We start from the raw sequence: 18,904 nt of genomic DNA, 5'->3' as shown, positions 1-18,904 counted from the left end.
TCTTCTGATTCGTTCGACCCCCTTGTGGTGCGTGGCCCATTGAAGACAGCGCCGCGCGCCGTTGAAATGCTGCGCAAAACAGTCTTCTGCAACGGCTCGGATAGATCGGCCACCCCTCCCCGTCTGGACGATTGTGCCTGCAACACTTATCTAATCACCAAGCCCAAGGAGCCGGACATGTCAAAATCACCCCTGACCCTTTATCTTGCGGCCCCGCGCGGGTTTTGTGCAGGGGTCGACCGCGCCATCAAGATCGTTGAAATGGCGATCGAAAAATGGGGCGCACCTGTCTATGTGCGCCATGAGATCGTGCATAACAAATTCGTGGTCGACGGGCTGCGTGAAAAGGGTGCAGTTTTTGTCGAGGAACTCTCGGAATGTCCCGATGACCGCCCGGTGATCTTTTCCGCCCACGGCGTGCCGAAATCCGTCCCCAATGCCGCGCAGGCCCGCAATATGGTCTATGTCGATGCCACCTGCCCGTTGGTCAGCAAGGTCCATATCGAAGCGCAGCGCCATGCGGATGCGGGCCTTCAGATGATTATGATCGGCCACGAAGGGCACCCCGAGACCGTTGGCACCATGGGTCAGCTGCCCGACGGCGAAGTACTGCTGGTCGAAACCCCGAAAGACGTGGCAACCGTGACCGTGCGGGACCCGCAAAAGCTGGCCTATGTTACGCAAACAACCCTCAGCATTGATGACACCGCAGACATCGTCGCAGCCCTGAACGCGCGGTTCCCCGCCATCGTCGGCCCCCACAAGGAAGACATCTGTTATGCCACGACCAACCGCCAAGAAGCGGTCAAGGCCATGGCCCCCAAATGCGATGCCATGCTGGTGGTCGGTGCCCCGAACTCCAGCAACTCCAAGCGGCTGGTCGAGGTCGGATCCCGCGCGGGCTGTTCCTATGCCCAGCTTGTTCAGCGTGCGGATGACATCGATTGGCGTGCATTGGACGGGATTAAAAGCATCGGGATCACGGCGGGCGCATCCGCCCCCGAAGTGTTGATCAACGAAGTCATCGACGCCTTTAAATCCCGCTACGACGTCACCGAAGAACTGGTTGAGACCGCCGTTGAGAACGTCGAATTCAAGGTGCCGCGCGTCTTGCGGGTGCCCGCATGACGACCATCCCCCGCGCCCCGCTTATTCTTGGCCTTGCCGGGCTGATCCCATTTATCTGGGGCGCGTTGACCGTGGTGAATGACCCCTTGGCCACTTGGGCTGCCACCAATCTGGGGGGCCGTTTTGTTGGCCCCTATATCCAGCTGTTCTATGGCGCTGTGATTTTGTCGTTCATGTCCGGCGTCTTGTGGGGCTTTGCCACAAAGGCGGACGGCGCGCAGGCTGCGACGGGGTACACCCTTGCAGTCATTCCGGCCCTTTGGGCGTTTTTTATGACGGGCGGCGGCCCGGTCGGGGCTGGCATGAACCTGATGTTCGGCTTTGCCGGATTGCTGGCGCTAGATTTCGCGTTTTGGCGGTGGGGGCTGGCCCCTGAATGGTGGATGAAACTGCGTGTCTTGCTGACCGCGATCGTGTTGATCTGCCTCGCGACAGGCGTATTTTTATGAGCGATCCAGAAACACTTGGCGTCTACGCGGCCAAAGCGCAGGAATATGCGGACTTTAACCAGAGCATCACTGGTGATCCACAACTCCACGCGTTCATTCGCGCGGTAAAACCGGGCGGCACTGTTCTGGATCTGGGTTGCGGTCCGGGCATCGCAGCCGAGCATATGGCCCGCGCGGGCCTTGTCGTCACCGCAATAGACCCTGTGCCAGAAATGGTGGCCCTCGCCGCGCAAAAGCATGGGGTCACGGCCAAACAAGCCAGCTTTGATGATCTGACGGGCGCCGATCTGTATGATGGGGTTTGGGCGAACTTTAGCCTCTTGCACGCGCCCCGCAGTGACATGCCGCGCCACCTGCAAAACATCGCCACCGCCCTGCGCCCAAACGGGGTTTTCCACATCGGGGTAAAGACAGGCACAGGCGAAAATCGCGACACTCTGGGCCGGCTTTATACCTATTTCACCCAAGACGAGTTGACCGGTCTTTTGGCCAACGCGGGCTTGACGGTCAAAGAGCATGCAACAGGACGCGATAAGGGGCTGGACGGCACCCTCGCAGACTGGGTATGCCTGCGCGCATGGCGAAACTGACTGCATATACCGATGGGGCCTGTTCAGGTAATCCCGGCCCCGGCGGCTGGGGCGTTTTGATGCGCGCAACCGAAGACGGCAAGATTGTCAAAGAACGCGAGTTGAAGGGCGGCGAAGCAGCCACCACCAACAACCGGATGGAATTGATGGCCGCGATCAGCGCGCTTGAGGCACTGGCCCGCGCGACCGAAATCACCATCGTGACCGATAGCAACTATGTCAAAAATGGCATCACCGGCTGGATCCACGGCTGGAAGAAAAACGGCTGGAAGAACGCCGCGAAAAAGCCGGTGAAGAACGCCGAGCTTTGGCAACGTCTGGATGCAGCCAATGCAAGCCATCAAGTCACGTGGGAATGGGTCAAGGGCCACGCGGGTCACCCCGAAAATGAGCGCGCGGATGAATTGGCAAGGGCGGGCATGGCCCCGTTCAAAGGCAAATGATCTTGACCGACCTTCTTGATTACGCGTCCGTCTTGGTCTTTGCGATCACAGGTGCCTTGGTAGCCAGCCGGGCCCAGCTTGATCTTGTGGGGTTTGGGTTTATCGCATGCCTGACGGCCTTGGGCGGCGGCACGCTGCGCGACCTGCTATTGGACCGTAACCCGATTTTCTGGATCGCGAACCCTGCCTATCTGGGCGTCGCCGCTGCGGCGGCCTTTGTGGTGTTCTTTACCGCGCACCGACTTGAAAGCCGTTACCGCACATTGATTTGGCTGGATAGTTTTGCACTGGCCGTGGCTGTTGCCGCCGGTGTCGGTGTCGCGTTTTCCCTAGATCAGTCGCCGGTCATCGTGGTCCTGATGGGTATGATCACCGGCTGCATGGGCGGCTTGATGCGCGACGTGGTGGTGGACGAGGTGCCGCTGGTTCTGAAGCAAGGTGAATTATACGTCACAGCCGCATTTGCAGGGGCGGCCACGGCCGTCGTGCTGCGCATTTTTCTAAATGACGATGCCATAGCCCTGTTTGCAGGGGCCTGCGTGACATGGATTTTGCGTGCTGGATCGCTCTATTTCGGGTGGAACCTGCCCGTCTACAAAGGCCGCCCGCCCCGCGTCTAAGGCTATTTGCGACGCCAGTGAAACGGGACAATAATCAGCGCGCCGATGGATGAAACAATCGCGTTTAGCCCCGGCGAATTGAACCCGAACCCGAACATCAGGCGCACAAAGTAAAACAGAAACGCGCCGCCCACACAGATGATGATCGACGCCAGAATCCCGTTGCGGGTAAAGCCCGACTTTTCCGCCAGATAGCCAACGATCCCTGCGATCACGACGGTGCCGATTATCGATGGAAACATAGCGTTATCCTTTGCCCAAAATTGTGCCTGGCACGATTTGCGCGCCTTGCTGAAACACATCGATATCTTGTGCCGCTTTGCCCGCACGTTGCAAGCGTGTCAGTTGCACGGCCCCCGTTCCGCAGGCAACCCTCAGGTTTGCGTCCAGCACCTCTCCCACCGTACCGTTCCCATCTGCAAGGGACGACCCCAGTACCTTGATCCGCGTACCGTCCAGATCGAACCACGCACCCGGAAAGGGTGAAAGCCCACGGATCAGACGGTCGACATCAACCGCTGGTTTGGTCCAGTCAATCAGTGCCTCGGATTTATCGATCTTGGCGGCATAGGTCACGCCATCCTCGGGCTGCGATTCTGGCACCAGATCAGGCAGCTGCGCCAAGGCATCCACGATCAATCGCGCGCCCATCTCGCTCAGCCGGTCGTGCAGTTGAATTGTGGTTTCAGTCGCTCGGATCGGTGTCGCCTCGCGCAAAAGCACGGGGCCGGTGTCCAAGCCAGCCTCCATCTGCATGATGCACACGCCGGTTTCCGCATCACCAGCCATGATAGCGCGGTGAATGGGTGCAGCCCCCCGCCAGCGCGGTAGCAGACTGGCGTGAATGTTCACACATCCCTGCGCGGGCGCATCAAGGATCGTTTGCGGCAGGATCAGACCGTAGGCAACCACAACCGCGATATCGGCATTGAGTGCTGCAAATTCCGCCTGCGCCTCGGGCGTTCTAAGCGAAACGGGATGCCGGACAGGCAAGCCCAAAGCCTCGGCCCGTGCTTGAACAGGGCTGGCGCGATCTTTCTTGCCCCGGCCTGCGGGGCGCGGCGGCTGGCAATAGACGCAAACGACATCATGCCCCGCCAATACCAGCGCATCCAGCACCGGCACTGAAAATTCGGGCGTTCCCATAAAGATCACGCGCATGTGGCTATCCTTTGAATTTCCGCGCCTTGCGCAGCAGCATATCCCGGCGGGTTTTGCTCAGATTATCGAAATACATCTTGCCCGCCAAATGGTCGATCTGGTGCTGCACGCTTGTGGCCTCAAGACCGACAAAATCGCGGCGCGTGATAACGCCGCTTTCATCAAGATAGCGCACCGTCACACCGCGCGGGCGTTTCACCTTGGCGGAGACACCGGGCAGGTTCGGGCTTGCCTCCTCATGTTCGTTCATGATCGCGGAGGCATCCAAAATCTCGGGGTTGGCCAACCTGATCCGCTTGTCCCGCCCTTGCGAAGCATCGACCACCGCAACCCGCAGCATCACCCCAATCTGCGGCGCGGCAAGGCCAACGCCGGGCATGGCATCCATCGTGTCGATCATATCATCCCACAGACCGCGAATTTCATCCGTAATCTCGGGCACATCCGCCGCGGCTGTACGCAGACAGGCATTGGGCCATGGCACAGTTTTCCGAACCGTCATTGGGCAGTATCCTTTTCCACACGGTCATAAATCACGATGCCATCAAGGTGATCGTATTCATGCTGAACGATCACCGCCTCTGCGCCGGTAAAACTGCGTTCGTGGCTGCCCTCAAGGTCAGTCCAGCGCAAGGTTACTTGAGCCGCGCGCGCGATATCCATGGGGACATCAGGGATCGACAGGCACCCTTCCTCCCCGGTCAGGCGTTCGTCGCACAGGGCCACAATGTCGGGGTTCACGCAGGCGATAGGGGTCGGCGTGCCGTTCTTCCAACCTGCATCGAATACAAAGATACGCTCGCTCCGCCCTACTTGAGGGGCGGCCAAGCCGCGCCCGGGGGCGTCATACATCGTGTCGAACATATCGGCCATCAACTGCACAATCTCGGGCGTGATGATGTCGACCGGCTTGCACACCTGCGTCAACCGGGCGTCTGGCCAGATCACGATGTCCAGCACGCTCATCCGCGGGCCAGTTCGCGTTTTAGCTTGGTCATTTTGCGGGTGATCATCTGGCGCTTCAACGGTTTGAGGTAATCGATGAAAAGCTTACCATCGAGGTGGTCAATCTCGTGCTGCACACAGGTGGCCCACAGCTTGCTAAATGTCTCGGTCTGTTCGTTACCGTCGCGATCAATCCAACGCACGTCAACCTCGGCAGGGCGGGTCACATCAGCGTATTGATCAGGAATCGACAGGCACCCTTCCTCGTAGGTGTTCAGATCGTCAGACCCTGCGATGATTTCAGGGTTGAACATGATCAAAGGGCGCGGCGCTTCGCCCTCTTCCTTGATGCAATCCATGACAATCAACCGGTCAAGAACACCCACCTGGGGCGCGGCAAGGCCAATGCCCGGTGCCTCGTACATGGTGGACAGCATATCATCTGCCAAAGCGCGCAATTCATCTGTCATATCCGTGACAGGCGCGCAGACCTTTTTCAGGCGAGGATCGGGGTGAAGAAGAATGTTACGTTTCATGCATGTGATTTAGGACAACCGGTGCCACACCGCAACCTCGGGGCTTGCGGTCAGGCAGATTAGGTTTAGCTTGCAGGCGAATTATTTCAGGAGCGCCCTATGAGTTTTGACGAAATCATCGACCGCCGCGGCACCCATTGCGCAAAATGGGACAAGATGGAGCCGATTTACGGTGTGCCAGCCGATACGGGCATTGCCATGTGGGTCGCTGATATGGACTTCCGCCCGCCAGCGGTCGTTCAAGACGCATTACAAGACATGCTGGACCATGGCGTATACGGCTATTTTGGCGACGACAGCAAATATCTGGGCGCGATCCAATGGTGGATGGAGAATCGTCACGGCTGGAAAATCGAACAAGACTGGATCTTTACGACACATGGGTTGGTGAACGGTACGTCAATGTGTGTCGACGCCTTTACCAAGCCCGGCGATGGTGTGGTTCTATTCACCCCCGTTTATCACGCCTTTGCACGCGTGATCGCCGCTGCCGACCGCAAGGTTGTTGAATGTGCGATGGTGAACAACGATGGCCGGTACGAGCTGGATTTTGACGCATATGACGCCCAGATGACAGGCAACGAGACCATGCTGGTGTTCTGTTCGCCGCATAACCCGGGTGGCCGCGTCTGGACCAAAGATGAACTGGCGCAGGTTGCAGCCTTTGCCAAACGTCACGACTTGGTTTTGGTGTCTGATGAAATTCACCATGATCTGGTCATGCCCGGCATTACCCACACACCGATGGCATTGATCGGCGATGTACAAGATCGTCTGGTGATGATGACCGCGACGACCAAGACCTTTAACATCGCGGGCGGCCATTGCGGCAATGTGATTATCCAAGACCCCAAGCTGCGCGCAGCGTTTACAAAGCGGATGAACGCAATGGGCATATCGCCGAATTCGTTCGGTTTGGTGATGGCCACCGCAGCCTATTCGCCCGAAGGGGCCGCTTGGGTGGATGATCTGGTCGCCTATTTGAACGACAACCGCCGGATTTTCGACGCCACGATCAATGCGATTCCGGGGCTAAAGTCGATGCCGCTGGAATCAACCTATCTGGCTTGGGTCGATTTTGACGGGACAGGCATGGACCGATCCGAATTCACCAAACGGGTCGAGGAAACCGCAGCCATTGCGGCGAACCATGGTCCGACCTTTGGTAAGGGCGGCGAGACATTCATGCGCTTTAACCTCGCCACACCGCGCGCCCGAATCGAGGAAGCCTGCAGCCGGCTTCGCGACGCGTTCAGCGACCTTCAGTAAAGGCTAGGTTGGTGTGTCCATGGCGATCAACGCCACGGGCGCATCAGCTGCTCGCACAAAATCAAGCGCCGGTTTTTGGGCCACTTTGGTTGCCCGTTTGAATTCAAACTGCATCTCGCCGCCTTCTTCCTCGGCGGCGACGATCAGGCACTGAAATAGATGGATTGATCCGTCATACATGTCGACAAGGCCGCGCAGCTTTGGCGCGATTTCAATGTCCATTGCAAAACCGGTCTTCCAAAAGCGCAGAACCGGGTATTGCGTTCCATTCACGTCAATCCGCAGCTTGGACGCTTTGCGCAAACTTTCAACGCGCGCCGCATCCAATCCGGCTTGGATATCCTTTGGCAGAGAAATTTCCATGTCACACCCCCATTATTAACCAAGATGACGTGAAGCTGCGCGAAATCAACCGGTGCTTTCAAAAAGTTCACACTGGTGCATCTTTGCAGATGCCGATGTGCGCGCATACCTGTGGCCATACTCATACAAAACGCTAGCTTAGTTTGATTAAGTAAAGGAGTGATCAATGGGTCTTTTGGTAGATGGCGTCTGGAAAGACCAATGGTACGATACGAAATCCTCTGGCGGGAAATTCGAACGCTCTGCTGCGAAATTTCGCAACTGGGTGACGGCTGATGGCAGCGCCGGCCCCAGCGGCGATGGCGGGTTCAAGGCCGAAAGCGGTCGCTATCATTTATACGTCAGTTACGCCTGCCCATGGGCCCATCGTGCTTTGATATTCCGGGCCCTCAAAGGTCTCGAAGAACACATATCCCTCTCGGCCGTTCACCCCGACATGTTGGGCGACGGTTGGACATTCGCAACAGATTTCCCCGGTGCCACGGGCGATACGTTGTTTGACTACCCCTATGCCCGCGACATCTATACCCGCGCAGATCCTAAATTCAGCGGCCGCGTGACCGTGCCGATCTTGTGGGACAAAGTGAACGAAACAATCGTTTCGAACGAATCCTCCGAAATCATCCGGATGTTCAACAGCGCGTTCGACGCGATCACCGGCAACACCACCGACTACTGGCCCGAACACCTGCGCGATGACATCGAAGCGGTTAACAGCCGCGTCTATGACACCGTCAACAATGGCGTCTATAAATGCGGGTTTGCCACGACTCAAACCGCCTATGACGAAGCGGTGCACCCCCTCTTTGACAGCCTCGACTGGATAGAGGGGATTTTGACCAACAATAGATACCTTGTGGGCGACACCCTAACAGAAGCTGACTGGCGTCTGTTCACAACATTGGTACGCTTCGACAACGTTTATCACCTACATTTCAAATGCAATCGCAGGCGTATCATCGATTACCCGAACCTCTGGGCCTATACGCGCGAACTGTATCAGATGCAGGGCGTGGCCGAGACGGTAAAAATGGATCATATCGTGCGCCATTATCACTATAGCCACGAGACGATAAACCCGAACCGGATCATTCCGATCAACCCGAATATTGGCTTCAGCGCGCCGCATGGACGGGGTTAGCCGCCTGCCGCTGTTCTAGGCAACGAGCGTTTCAGCTTTTTTCAGATCCACCGACACCAACTGGCTGACGCCCTGTTCGGCCATCGTGACGCCAAACAGACGGTCCATCCGCGCCATGGTGACGGCGTGGTGGGTGATGATCAAAAACCGCGTGTTGGTCTGGCGGCACATTTCATCCAACAAATCGCAGAACCGCGTCACGTTGGCGTCGTCCAGCGGGGCGTCGACCTCATCCAGTACGCAGATTGGTGCCGGGTTGGCCAAGAATACCGCAAAGATCAACGCCATCGCCGTCAGGGTTTGCTCCCCCCCGGATAGCAGGCTTAGCGTGCTCAGTTTTTTGCCCGGCGGCTGGCACATAATCTCAAGCCCGGCTTCCAGCGGATCATCAGATTCAACCATGACCAAATTCGCCTCACCACCATTGAACAGGTGCCTAAACAGCATCGTAAAGTTGCTGTTTACCTGCTCGAACGCCGTCAAAAGACGTTCGCGCCCCTCGCGGTTCAGGCTGGATATGCCACTGCGCAGGGTCTTGATCGCCTCGGTCAGGTCCTCTTTCTCGGTGGCTAGATTGTCATGCTCTTCCTGAACCTCTCGGGCGTCCTCTTCCGCACGCAAGTTCACCGCGCCCAACGCTTCCCGTTGCCGTTTCAGGCGGTTCACATCAGCCTCTAGCACCTCAGATGTCGGCATCTTGTCAGGGTCCACATCCAGCGATGCCAACAACTGGTTTGGCGTTACCTGCTGATCTTCGGCGATGCGCTCTGCGGCATAGGCAACCGTCTCTTTCGCAGCATCCGCACGTGCCTCGGAGCGGGCACGTGCTTCGCGCGCCTCTGAGGCCAGCCGTTCTGCATCCCGCTCGGCCACGGTCGCCTCGCGCAATACACCCTCGGCCACAGACAGACGATCCGCGGCCTCTGCCTTGCGGGCATCTGCTGTGGTGATCGCCTGGGTCAACTCATCCCGCTTGGCAGCAATCTCGGCAGGCGCGGCACTCGCATCCTTCAGCTCAGCCTCAGATGCAATCTTCCGATCCACCAACTCGGCACTGCGTTTTTCAGCCGTGTCCAAACGGTGACGCCAGCCGCTTAATTCCTTGGTCACTTCTTGCGCACGCTTAAGCCGGGCATCGCCCTCGCGGCGCAATTCATCATGGGCCGACCGGCGCGACATCATCGCAATACGCGCGCCCTCCACCGTCATCCGCAGGTTCTCAACCCCTTCGCGGGCCTCAGCCACATCATCTAGCTCGGCCAGGGCGCGCTCGGCCTCGGTCACGGATTGACGCGCTGCCATGGCTTCTTCCTCGTGGCGCGACACCGCCAACCCAAGGCTTTCCAGCCGCCCTTCGGCAAGGTTGCGGTCCGCCTCTGCCCGGCTAAGCGCGCGGCCTGCATCCGCAACCGCGCGATCTGCGTCGCGGCGGGCATCGCGCGCCAGTTTGTCCGCTTGGGTCTGCGCGATCAACGTTTGTTGCAGCGCTTCATGCGCATCCCGTGCGCCGTCAGCGCGCTGGCTGGCCTGCTCAAGCGACTGCTTCAACACTTCCAACCGGTTGATCTGCTGCAATCGAAGCGCGGCCGCCGATGGCGCATCCTCTGCCCACGCGCGGAAACCGTCCCACCGCCACAGATCCCCCTCGGGCGACACCAACCGCTGTCCGGGGCGCAATGCCGCCTGAAGCCGTGGTCCCTCATCCGCCTCGACAAGGCCGATCTGGCTCATCCGGCGGGCTAGAACATCGGGCAAGGACACATGCGCCGTAAGCGCGGTTACCCCGTCCGGCAAAGGCTGCACGACGTCATAGGCGGGCAATACAGCCCAGCCCGACGGGCCATCCTCGTCGACCTGAGGGGCACGCAGATCGTCCGCCAGCGCCGCACCAAGCGCTTTTTCAAAGCCGTGTTCGACCTGCAAGCGGTCCAGAATTTGGCCGCCTTCAGCAGTATCGCGTTCCACCAGCTTGGCCAGCGCACCAGCTTCGGCGCGCAGGGCGTTCATCTCGCCTTCAGCTTCCGACCGCTCCGCGCGTGCTTCGGCTTCGCGGCTTTGGGTCAACGCACGGACCTCTTCCGCCTCGTTGAGTGCCGTTTCAGCATCTGCGGCCTGTTGCGCGGCGGCGGCCTCGGCTGTGGTCGCTGCATCGAAATCAGCAGCGGCTTTCACTAAGGCAGCCTTACTTTGCGCGACAGCATCGCGTGCCTTTTCGGCCTCGCTCTCTGACTTGGCTAATGTTTTGCGGCTGTCGCCCAGCAGACGTTCCGCCGATCCGTGCCGTGCGGCAAGGCGGGCAACGTCTTCGGTCATCTGCGATAGCGATGCTTCATGGGTCTGCAAAACCGATGCGGCCTCGCGGGCAGTTTCAGCGGCGGCTTCCAAGGCGGCACCGTGACCTGTTCCGGCTTTCTCAAGCTCTTTCGCTTCCCACTCTAGTCGTTCGATTGTCTCACCCGCGTCGCGGTTCAGCCCCGCTTCGCGTTCGATATCGCGGGTCAATTGCGCGATCCGATTGGTCAATGCGTCGATGGTTTCCTGCGCGCGGGCCTCTTGATCGGCAAGCGTATCGCGCTGCACCCCAAGTCGCTGAACGACGGCTGCCGCGATGGCATCTTCTTCGCGCAACGGCGGAAGCGCGTCTTCTGCGATCTGACGTGCTTTGGCGGCTTGCCGAACCGCGCCTTCAGCCTGCGCAGCCTCGGTTACGCGGGTGCGCAATTCATCCGCAGCTGCCGCACGCGCATCATCCGCTTCCCGCCAGCGACGATACAAAAGCATCCCTTCGGATTTGCGCAGATCATTACCAATCTCGCGGTAACGTGCGGCCTGTCGGGCTTGCCGTGCAAGCTGCGCCAATTGCGCGGCAAGCTGCTCAATCACGTCATCAACACGGGCGAGGTTCGCCTCGGCAGCATTCAGTTTCAGCTCGGCCTCGTGACGTCGCGCATATAGCCCCGAGATACCCGCAGCCTCTTCCAGAATGCGGCGGCGGTTCTTTGGCTTGGCGTTGATCAGTTCTGAAATCTGCCCTTGCCGGACCAACGCGGGCGAATGCGCCCCCGTCGAGGCATCGGCAAACAGCATCTGAACATCACGGGCGCGCACATCTTTGCCCGCCGCCTTATAGGCGCTGCCAACGTCACGCGTGATGCGGCGGATAATTTCAATCTGGTCCGCATCGTTAAAACCAGTTGGGGCCAACCGTTCAGTGTTGTCGATATGCAGGGCGACTTCGGCAAAGTTGCGCGCCGGGCGGGTCGAGGCACCGGCAAAGATAACATCTTCCATACCGCCGCCGCGCATGGCGGTGGGGCGGTTTTCACCCATCACCCAACGCAACGCCTCGAGCAGGTTTGATTTCCCACAGCCATTGGGGCCGACCACACCTGTCAGACCATCTGCGATGATCAGGTCAGTTGGATCAACAAAGCTTTTGAACCCCGTCAGTCTAAGTTTGGAAAACCGCAATTGCCCTCACTGGTCTGATTCCCAAGATGCATACAACTAGGCGTGATGCATCGCGTCCTGTCAATCGAAAGACGCTAGGGAAAGAGGCAAGACACCGCTTATCCACAAGATATTGAGCTATGCCCCTGTTTTGCACAAAAGGCTGCGATGCGGCGGATCGTGCATTTTTGCCGGTTTATGTGCTGTCAAACGGCACTTGATGGGCGGCCGTACCGTGCGGGGCCTCGCTGATACGCCGCAGGCCAGAACACCCGTCGCCAACGCCTGATCGCCCAAGACATCCGTCACGTCGCAGCCGCTGACCGCAGACATCGCAAAAGCCGCACGATCCCTGATTGGGCCAAAACGGGGCGCGTATTCCGGGTTAATCCGCATCGCTTCGGCCAGATCACCGCGCACCCGCACATCAAATGCGGATCCATCAACTTCGACCCTGGTCGCTGGCAGCCCCCGGAAATGCGGGCCAGCCGAGTTACAGGCGGATAAGCTGAGAAGGGTGAAAACAAGTAAGCATAGATTTTTCATGCCCAATCGTTAGGACACCGTGATTAACAGCCAATGAAACTCGGACAAAGATATTGTCGGCGCGCCGCGTTGGTCATATAATTTGACCAATTCAAGGGGTCTTTTTATGCCGTTCCAACCTGTATCGTCCGAAAAGCTATCGCAAGCAGTCGTTCGGCAGGTCGAACAACTGATCCTGCGCGGTATCCTTCGCCCCGGCGAACGCCTGCCGGCCGAGCGCGAATTGGCCAAACGGCTCGATGTGTCGCGCCCATCGTTGCGCGACGCGATTGCACGGCTTGAAAAATCGGGGCTGCTGACGGCCAAACCGGGTGCCGGCGTCTATGTTGCTGACGTGCTTGGGGGTGCCTTTTCCCCGCCGCTGATTGAGCTTTTCGCCCGCCACGACGAGGCGGTGTTCGACTATCTGTCTTTCCGCCGCGATATGGAGGGGCTTGCCGCAGAGCGCGCAGCACGTTTGGCGTCAGAAACGGACCTCAAGGTTGTCGACGCAACATTCCGCAAGATGGAAGCAGCACAGAACACCCGCGCGCCAGAGGACGAAGCACAGCTAGATGCGCAGTTCCACATGGCCATTATCGAGGCGAGCCATAATGTGGTGATGCTGCATATGATGCGGTCGATGTATGATCTGCTGCAAGGTGGCGTGTTCTATAACCGCCAAGTGATGTTCAAACAACGGACCACCCGATCTGCCCTGCTGGATCAGCACCGCGCCATCAACGACGCCCTACAAGCCCGCGATCCAGATGCTGCGCGCGCGGCTGTTGAAGCACATCTGAACTATGTCGAAAACGCACTACGCGATCAGCAACGGGCAGAGCGTAACGAAGTTGTTGCGCATCAAAGATTACAACACGAGACGCAGCAAGACTGATCTCTAGAAGACACCCCAAAACACAAAAGGCCCCGGAGAATATCCGAGGCCTTTCGTTAAGATTGGTAAGCTTAGTGCAGCTTTGAATCTACATCCGCGATTGCACTTGCGATCAGGGCATTGCCTTCTGCGGCAGTCATTTTCTTGGCGATAACATCTTTTGCAGCGGCAACAGCGATCACAATCGCTTGGTCGCGCACTTCTTTAACAGCAGCGGCCTGCGCCGAACCGATTTGCTCTTCTGCGGCGGCCAAACGACGTTCGATGGATTTCTCCAGATCGGCACGGGCTTGATCCGCAGCTTCGGTCGCTTCGGCTTTTGCAGCTGTTACAATCCGGTCGGCTTGATCTTTGACTTCTTGCTGCTTGCGCTCGTAGCTGGCCAACAGTGTCTGCGCTTCTTCACGCAGGGCACGGGCTTCGTCCAGTTCCGATTTGATCCCGTCCGCGCGCTTGTCGAGCATACCCGACAACAGCGAAGGTACTTTGAAGTAGAACAAAACACCGATGAACAAGATGAACGCGAGCAACACGATGAAATCTGTGTTTTTCAGCGAAAAGAAAACGTCGCCCGCTGCAAAAGCTGGTGATGCCACCAGACCCGCAATCAAAGCTGAGAAAGTCAAACGCATGGCTTATCCTTTCATCCGGGCTTCGACAGCCGCGGTAACAGTTTTCGCATCAGCGGAACCACCCAAAGCAGCCACAATCGCCTGAGCGGTGTCTTTCGCCACCTCTTCGACATTTTGCAGCGCGGTTGCGCGGATTTCAGTGATGGCTTTTTCGGATTCTGCAGCTTTCTCGGCGATCTCGGCATCTGCTTGCGCAATTGCCTTGTTCAGATCGGCTTGAATATCTGCTTTTGCAGCTGCAACGATGCGGTGCGCCTCGGCGCGGGCATCGATCAGCGCTTTGTCATATGCGGCTTCTGCCTCTGTTGCCTTGACCTTCAGGTCTTCGGCAGCAGCGATGTCATTGGTGATTGTGCCTTGGCGTTCAGCCAAAACAGATCCAATGCGCGGCAAAGCGATGCGGGACAGAATGAAGTAAATCGCAACCAGCGCCACGACCAGCCAGAAGATCTGGTTGCCGAACCATTCGCCGCAAAGTTGGGGCATGCCAATGGCACCGCCGAATTCGTTGACACACATGCCAGCGACTTCCATATCAATTGGTTCAGTTGCCATTGTGGCCTCCTGTCAAAACGTTCAAATCCCTTGGGCAGCGCGCCGTAACGCGCTGCCCGAAGCGTAAGGAAGTGTCAGTCTGACGCTTAAACGGCGAACATCAACAGCAGAGCAACGAGGAACGAGAAGATCCCCAGGGCTTCTGCAAACGCGATGCCGATGAACAGTGTTGCAGTCTGACCAGCAGCTGCCGAAGGGTTGCGCAGTGCGCCGGCAAGGTAGTTGCCTGCAACGTTGCCCACACCGACTGCCGCGCCGCCCATGCCCATGCATGCTAGACCCGCGCCAATGTATGCGCCCATTTGTACGATATCGCCTTCCATGAGAATTCTCCTTACGATGGAATTGAGGTGATGAGGTGGGGCAGGTCGGAATGACCCACGCCCGTTGTTAGTGATGCGGATGAAGCGCGTCTTTCAGATAGACACACGTCAGAATGGTGAACACGTAGGCCTGGATAAAGGACACCAGGATTTCGAGGCCGTACATCGCGGTGATCGCGACGATGGACAAAGGCGCGATGGCTGCAATCGCGGCGAAGCCTGCGAAAACCTTGATCACGGCGTGACCGGCCATCATGTTACCCGCCAAACGAATGGAGTGGCTGACGGGGCGCACGAAATACGAGATAACTTCGATCAGCGCCAGAATAGGACGCAGCGCAAGTGGCGCGCTGGACACCCAGAACAGACCCAAGAAAGAAGCGCCGTTTTTGACGAAACCCAGAATGGTGACGGCAAAGAATACTGCAAACGCCATGATCGCTGTGACAGCGATATGCGACGTTGGTGTGAACGCCATTGGCAGCAGGCCAAGGAAGTTCGAAAACACGATGAACATGAACAATGTCATGATGTAGGGGAAATACTTAACCCCGTCTTTGCCGCAGATGTCTTCGACCATTTTGTAGATAAAGCCATAAGCAAGCTCACCCACCGACTGCATCCGCGTTGGGATAACCGACCGCTTGGACGTGCCCAGAACCAGCAAGGCAAACACTGCAAGAACGGCCAGTGCCATCCAGACAGTTGCGTTGGTGATCGTGTACCAAGAAACAGCGCCATCGCCAAAGAACGGCTTAACGATGAACTGATCCATCGGGTGGAAAACCAAGCCGCCCGCTTCTTCGCCGTGTGCTTCTGCCGCCATGTCAGGGCCCTTTATCTTCTTCGACCGTTTCGGCCATCTTCTTTTCCTGGATTTCTTGCGCAGAGCGGAGCATCGTCTTTACCCCAGCCGCAAGGCCCAGCATTACAAACAGCACCATGAATATCGGGAGCGTTCCAAAGAACCAGTCCAACGTATATCCGATGCCAAAACCGATCCCAAGACCGGCGCAAAGTTCAATCACCATCCGCCAGGCAAGCGATGCCTGAGAATAATGCTCATCCACGCGGGGCTTTGGTGCTTGCGATTTTTTAGCCGCTGCAATCTTGGCCTCAAGCTGCTTTAGTCGCTGCTGTTGGTCCGGATCGGTCACGCCAAAAATCCCCGTGGATGTGTTGGTGCTTAGCTACTTTTACTGCCCATCCGAGTCAACAGGATTGAATATTCATCTATCTAATTGATTTTACTTAATTTTGTGAATTCAAAACCAACCAAAACGCCCTGTCGCAGGGTCAAAACCGCCCGAAATTGCGCCTGATTGTTATTCAACCTTTTGGTTGAGAGTCCGATCCGCTATGGATATCTGAAAGCAGATCCACGCCCTTTGACCTTCAATAAAGTAGCACCATGTCCGCCCAGCTAGACGCAATATTTGCAGCCCTTGCTGACCCGACCCGTCGGGCCATTCTGTCGATGTTGCTGGAGGATGACATGGCCGTCACGGACGTCGCCGAGCCGTTCGATATGTCCCTTGCCGCGATTTCAAAGCATCTGGGCGTGTTGGAACGGGCCGGCCTGATCGCGCAGGAAAAGCGCGGGCGTCTTAAGTGGTGCAAACTTGAACCTTCCGCATTGCAGTCGCCATCGGTGTGGATGCAAGGGTTTGGTCAGTTTGACCCTGTAAATCTGGATGATTTTGAGAAATTTCTGGCAGCGGAGATTAAAGCGGAATCGTCAAACGCTGAAGCTATCGAGTCGGAGTAGGTTTTGCTGGCTCTTCCATGACGAGGTAATAACACGAAAGAGCCATGCTTGATGTAGTTAGATAATGCCGAACGCAAAGCGCAAGATGGCAAGAACAACTACGACCAGACCGATAAGATAAATAATGCTACGCATGTAACGATTCCTTTATGAACTTTCCGTGATCAAAACGCGGTACCGCGACGGTTGGTTCCAAAATTAATTAATTATTTATCTAAGTTACCGGGGCCTGATCATTTCTCAGCAGCAGATACAGTGCCAGAATGGTCAGTGAAACGCCGCCCAGCACAAGCGGGGATGGGGCACCATTACCCAATGCGATCTCCCATAAGATCACCCAGCTTGGTGTTAGATAGGTATAGGCCATCACCTTGGCCGAGGGCAGCCGCAGCGACGCAAACTGGAGCAAAACAAAAGTGGCAGAGGACGCCGCCACCGAGACATAAAGGATGGTGATCCAGACGATAGGCGGCAGCGCCAGCCAGTCCGTGCCCAACACATCGCGCCACCCATAGATAAAGATCAACACGCCACCGCCAATAAGCGTGCCCAGCGTGAACACTACCGCAGGCTCGCCCCTGTTCAGCTTGCGCACCATCGGCGTGTAAAGCGCGTGACTGACACAGCCGATAAAATACACTGCCTCACCGCGCCCGACCTCAAACCGTTGCAGGGCGGCAAAATCAGCCCGGAAAATCACCCACAGCGCCCCAACCGCACCGATGGCCAGCGCCAAGGCCATCCGCAGCGTTGTTTTCTGCTGCAGCAACAGCCAGCCAAAACCAGCAGCAATAACAGGTGTCAGCGTGAAAACTGCCGCCGCACTAACGGGCTGCGCAGTTTTCAACCCCTCGAACATCAACACGAAATAGATGGCGAAAAGCCCGCCCAATATCACATAGCGCCACGGCGCACGGGCAGCTTCACGGGTGATCCCCGTTGTCGCGGCAACCGCGACAGCGATCACAGCCCCCGCAATAACGAACCTGGCCGCGTTCAATGCCGCAGGCGATATCATGTTCGCCGACATCGACCCCAACGAAAATGACCCCGCCACCAAAGCCGAGAACGTGAGCATCGCCAGATGCCCCTGAATATCAGGCCGCACCAGATTGCCCCTTCGCGCTGTCTTTCAAGAATTTCAGCAGCGCCTGAACCTTGGGCGTTCGGTGCAAATCGACATGGGTAACAAGCCAAAGGGCTGAATCCCATTCAGGCAACTGCGGATGGACCTCGATCAGATCGGGGTCATCCAGCACTTCCTCGTATCCAACAAACCCGATACCGGCACCGCTGCGAATGGCCGTTGTCAGCGCATTTGAATCCAAACAGCGAAAGGTCATCGCGCTTTTCGGCACCACGGCTCGCATCCACTGAAAGAACGGCGCGCGGTTTTCCATATCGTCGTGAATAACAAAACGGTGGTTTCCGTAATCCTCGACCCCCGACGGCTTGCCAAACGCCTCGATATAACTGCGATGCGCAAACAGCCCCACCCTAAGCGCCCTGAAGGGCTGCACAACATTGTCCGGCTGCTCTGGCACCTTGCCCGCGCGGATCGCCACATGCGCTTCGCCGTATTCAAGCCGGAACAAGCGTTCGCCGGTCAGGAAGCGGATGGAAATTTCCGGGTTCTGCTTTTGAAATTCAACCAGCAAGGGCGTGACCCAGTCGGCAAGTCCTAATAAGGACGTCACGACCAGCTCGCCTGATACGCTCTCTCCGCGCCCCTTAATGCGGTTGGCCAACTGGCTGAACTGGTCGTTCGTCGCCTGCGCCACGCGCAACAGGTCCTCCCCCGCCTCGGTCGCCTTGTAGCCACGCGCATGCCGCTGGAACAGTTTGACGGACAGGCGCGCCTCTAACGCATCAATATGGCGGATCACGGTGGCATGATGCACGCCCAAAACTTCGGCAGCGCCGCTCACGGTGCCCATGCGCGCGACTTGATAAGCTGTCTTAATCTCATCCCAATTATCCACTGCGGCACCCTTTCAAACGGAGATATGTGCAAAATCGAACAGATCCTACGCGGTTTTCGCAAGTTGCGTCCGCCCGTGCAAGGCGCATCTAGATCAGGGAACAGAAACTCAAAATAAGGGACATCT

The 18,904-nt window shown here is 57.5% G+C and carries 24 protein-coding genes; 9 read left to right on the top strand and 15 right to left on the bottom strand.

All coding sequences use genetic code 11. The features are described 5' to 3' along the window. The first annotated feature begins 177 nt into the window (after positions 1-177). Genes ispH through AADJ11_RS06655 form a run of 5 tightly spaced genes read left to right on the top strand, consistent with a single transcriptional unit; the run spans position 178 to position 3,230 of the window. The gene (ispH, locus tag AADJ11_RS06675; RefSeq protein WP_341233777.1) at positions 178-1,128 is read left to right on the top strand and encodes a 4-hydroxy-3-methylbut-2-enyl diphosphate reductase; all 951 of its coding nucleotides are present in this window, start codon (positions 178-180) and stop codon (positions 1,126-1,128) included. Continuing rightward, the gene (locus tag AADJ11_RS06670; protein WP_341233776.1) at positions 1,125-1,577 is read left to right on the top strand and encodes a DUF3429 domain-containing protein; all 453 of its coding nucleotides are present in this window, start codon (positions 1,125-1,127) and stop codon (positions 1,575-1,577) included. The genes ispH and AADJ11_RS06670 overlap by 4 nt, the downstream gene beginning before the upstream one ends. Continuing rightward, the gene (locus tag AADJ11_RS06665; protein ID WP_341233775.1) at positions 1,574-2,167 is read left to right on the top strand and encodes a methyltransferase domain-containing protein; all 594 of its coding nucleotides are present in this window, start codon (positions 1,574-1,576) and stop codon (positions 2,165-2,167) included. The genes AADJ11_RS06670 and AADJ11_RS06665 overlap by 4 nt, the downstream gene beginning before the upstream one ends. Then, positions 2,155-2,610 carry a ribonuclease HI gene (rnhA, locus tag AADJ11_RS06660; protein ID WP_341233774.1) on the top strand — a complete coding sequence of 152 codons (456 nt, stop codon included), beginning with the start codon at positions 2,155-2,157 and terminating at the stop codon, positions 2,608-2,610. Before AADJ11_RS06665 ends, rnhA begins: the two co-directional genes overlap by 13 nt. Next, positions 2,607-3,230, top strand: coding sequence for a trimeric intracellular cation channel family protein (locus AADJ11_RS06655; protein ID WP_341233773.1), 624 nt, complete (start codon positions 2,607-2,609; stop codon positions 3,228-3,230). The genes rnhA and AADJ11_RS06655 overlap by 4 nt, the downstream gene beginning before the upstream one ends. Positions 3,231-3,232: 2 nt before the next feature. Here the strand turns inward: AADJ11_RS06655 and AADJ11_RS06650 are convergent, their stop codons facing one another. Genes AADJ11_RS06650 through def (AADJ11_RS06630) form a run of 5 tightly spaced genes read right to left on the bottom strand, consistent with a single transcriptional unit; the run spans position 3,233 to position 5,872 of the window. Continuing rightward, positions 3,233-3,472 (bottom strand): hypothetical protein, encoded by a 240-nt coding sequence (locus tag AADJ11_RS06650; protein WP_093917577.1) that lies wholly within the window; start codon positions 3,470-3,472, stop codon positions 3,233-3,235. 4 nt (positions 3,473-3,476) lie between these two features. Then, positions 3,477-4,391, bottom strand: a complete 915-nt coding sequence (fmt, locus tag AADJ11_RS06645) for a methionyl-tRNA formyltransferase (protein WP_341233772.1) — start codon at positions 4,389-4,391, stop codon at positions 3,477-3,479. A 4-nt stretch (positions 4,392-4,395) separates the two neighbouring features. Then, positions 4,396-4,893, bottom strand: coding sequence for a peptide deformylase (gene def, locus AADJ11_RS06640; RefSeq protein ID WP_341233771.1), 498 nt, complete (start codon positions 4,891-4,893; stop codon positions 4,396-4,398). Beyond that, on the bottom strand, positions 4,890-5,357 hold the full coding sequence (gene def, locus AADJ11_RS06635; RefSeq protein WP_341233770.1) for a peptide deformylase: 468 nt from the start codon (positions 5,355-5,357) through the stop codon (positions 4,890-4,892). Before def (AADJ11_RS06635) ends, def (AADJ11_RS06640) begins: the two co-directional genes overlap by 4 nt. Continuing rightward, a complete protein-coding gene (gene def, locus AADJ11_RS06630) occupies positions 5,354-5,872 on the bottom strand; it encodes a peptide deformylase (RefSeq protein WP_341233769.1) in 519 nt (172 codons plus the stop codon). The genes def (AADJ11_RS06635) and def (AADJ11_RS06630) overlap by 4 nt, the downstream gene beginning before the upstream one ends. A gap of 99 nt (positions 5,873-5,971) precedes the next feature. Between def (AADJ11_RS06630) and AADJ11_RS06625 the strand changes: the two genes are divergently transcribed. After that, on the top strand, positions 5,972-7,141 hold the full coding sequence (locus AADJ11_RS06625; protein ID WP_341233768.1) for a MalY/PatB family protein: 1,170 nt from the start codon (positions 5,972-5,974) through the stop codon (positions 7,139-7,141). Positions 7,142-7,144: 3 nt separating this feature from the next. Here AADJ11_RS06625 and AADJ11_RS06620 read toward each other — a convergent pair whose 3' ends face one another. Next, on the bottom strand, positions 7,145-7,504 hold the full coding sequence (locus AADJ11_RS06620; protein WP_341233767.1) for a hypothetical protein: 360 nt from the start codon (positions 7,502-7,504) through the stop codon (positions 7,145-7,147). Positions 7,505-7,670: 166 nt separating this feature from the next. Here AADJ11_RS06620 and AADJ11_RS06615 point away from each other — a divergent pair, with 166 nt between their 5' ends. Next, a complete protein-coding gene (locus AADJ11_RS06615; protein ID WP_341233766.1) occupies positions 7,671-8,645 on the top strand; it encodes a glutathione S-transferase family protein in 975 nt (324 codons plus the stop codon). A gap of 15 nt (positions 8,646-8,660) precedes the next feature. Here AADJ11_RS06615 and smc read toward each other — a convergent pair whose 3' ends face one another. Both smc and AADJ11_RS06605 read right to left on the bottom strand, forming a co-directional pair. Beyond that, positions 8,661-12,116 carry a chromosome segregation protein SMC gene (gene smc / locus AADJ11_RS06610; protein ID WP_341233765.1) on the bottom strand — a complete coding sequence of 1,152 codons (3,456 nt, stop codon included), beginning with the start codon at positions 12,114-12,116 and terminating at the stop codon, positions 8,661-8,663. 117 nt (positions 12,117-12,233) lie between these two features. Continuing rightward, positions 12,234-12,641, bottom strand: coding sequence for a hypothetical protein (locus AADJ11_RS06605; RefSeq protein ID WP_341233764.1), 408 nt, complete (start codon positions 12,639-12,641; stop codon positions 12,234-12,236). Between the two features lie 106 nt (positions 12,642-12,747). Between AADJ11_RS06605 and AADJ11_RS06600 the strand changes: the two genes are divergently transcribed. Beyond that, complete coding sequence (locus tag AADJ11_RS06600) at positions 12,748-13,518, top strand: FCD domain-containing protein (protein ID WP_341233763.1); 771 nt, start codon at positions 12,748-12,750, stop codon at positions 13,516-13,518. A 71-nt stretch (positions 13,519-13,589) separates the two neighbouring features. Here AADJ11_RS06600 and AADJ11_RS06595 read toward each other — a convergent pair whose 3' ends face one another. The 5 genes from AADJ11_RS06595 to AADJ11_RS06575 all read right to left on the bottom strand — a co-directional run bounded on the left by AADJ11_RS06595 (position 13,590) and on the right by AADJ11_RS06575 (position 16,185). Continuing rightward, on the bottom strand, positions 13,590-14,150 hold the full coding sequence (locus tag AADJ11_RS06595) for a F0F1 ATP synthase subunit B (RefSeq protein WP_341233762.1): 561 nt from the start codon (positions 14,148-14,150) through the stop codon (positions 13,590-13,592). Between the two features lie 3 nt (positions 14,151-14,153). Then, positions 14,154-14,705, bottom strand: a complete 552-nt coding sequence (locus AADJ11_RS06590; protein ID WP_341233761.1) for a F0F1 ATP synthase subunit B' — start codon at positions 14,703-14,705, stop codon at positions 14,154-14,156. A gap of 86 nt (positions 14,706-14,791) precedes the next feature. Next, the gene (locus AADJ11_RS06585) at positions 14,792-15,028 is read right to left on the bottom strand and encodes a F0F1 ATP synthase subunit C (protein ID WP_008227326.1); all 237 of its coding nucleotides are present in this window, start codon (positions 15,026-15,028) and stop codon (positions 14,792-14,794) included. A gap of 67 nt (positions 15,029-15,095) precedes the next feature. After that, entirely contained in the window at positions 15,096-15,854 is a 759-nt protein-coding gene (locus tag AADJ11_RS06580; protein WP_219579402.1) for a F0F1 ATP synthase subunit A, read from the bottom strand. Position 15,855: 1 nt separating this feature from the next. After that, entirely contained in the window at positions 15,856-16,185 is a 330-nt protein-coding gene (locus AADJ11_RS06575; protein ID WP_341233760.1) for an AtpZ/AtpI family protein, read from the bottom strand. Between the two features lie 254 nt (positions 16,186-16,439). Between AADJ11_RS06575 and AADJ11_RS06570 the strand changes: the two genes are divergently transcribed. After that, positions 16,440-16,796: a metalloregulator ArsR/SmtB family transcription factor gene (locus tag AADJ11_RS06570; RefSeq protein WP_341233759.1), complete on the top strand. Its 357-nt coding sequence runs from the start codon at positions 16,440-16,442 to the stop codon at positions 16,794-16,796. A 214-nt stretch (positions 16,797-17,010) separates the two neighbouring features. On the opposite strand, the gene AADJ11_RS06565 is transcribed toward AADJ11_RS06570, so the two are convergent. Further along, positions 17,011-17,904 (bottom strand): DMT family transporter, encoded by an 894-nt coding sequence (locus AADJ11_RS06565; RefSeq protein ID WP_341233758.1) that lies wholly within the window; start codon positions 17,902-17,904, stop codon positions 17,011-17,013. Then, on the bottom strand, positions 17,894-18,778 hold the full coding sequence (locus tag AADJ11_RS06560) for a LysR family transcriptional regulator (RefSeq protein WP_341233757.1): 885 nt from the start codon (positions 18,776-18,778) through the stop codon (positions 17,894-17,896). Before AADJ11_RS06560 ends, AADJ11_RS06565 begins: the two co-directional genes overlap by 11 nt. Positions 18,779-18,904: the final 126 nt, after the last annotated feature.

It is taken from the genome of uncultured Sulfitobacter sp. (genome assembly GCF_964021855.1).
Classification (GTDB): Bacteria; Pseudomonadota; Alphaproteobacteria; order Rhodobacterales; family Rhodobacteraceae; genus Sulfitobacter.
The sequence above is the reverse complement of the archived record's forward strand: the minus strand, read 5'-3'. Positions and strand labels throughout refer to the sequence as shown.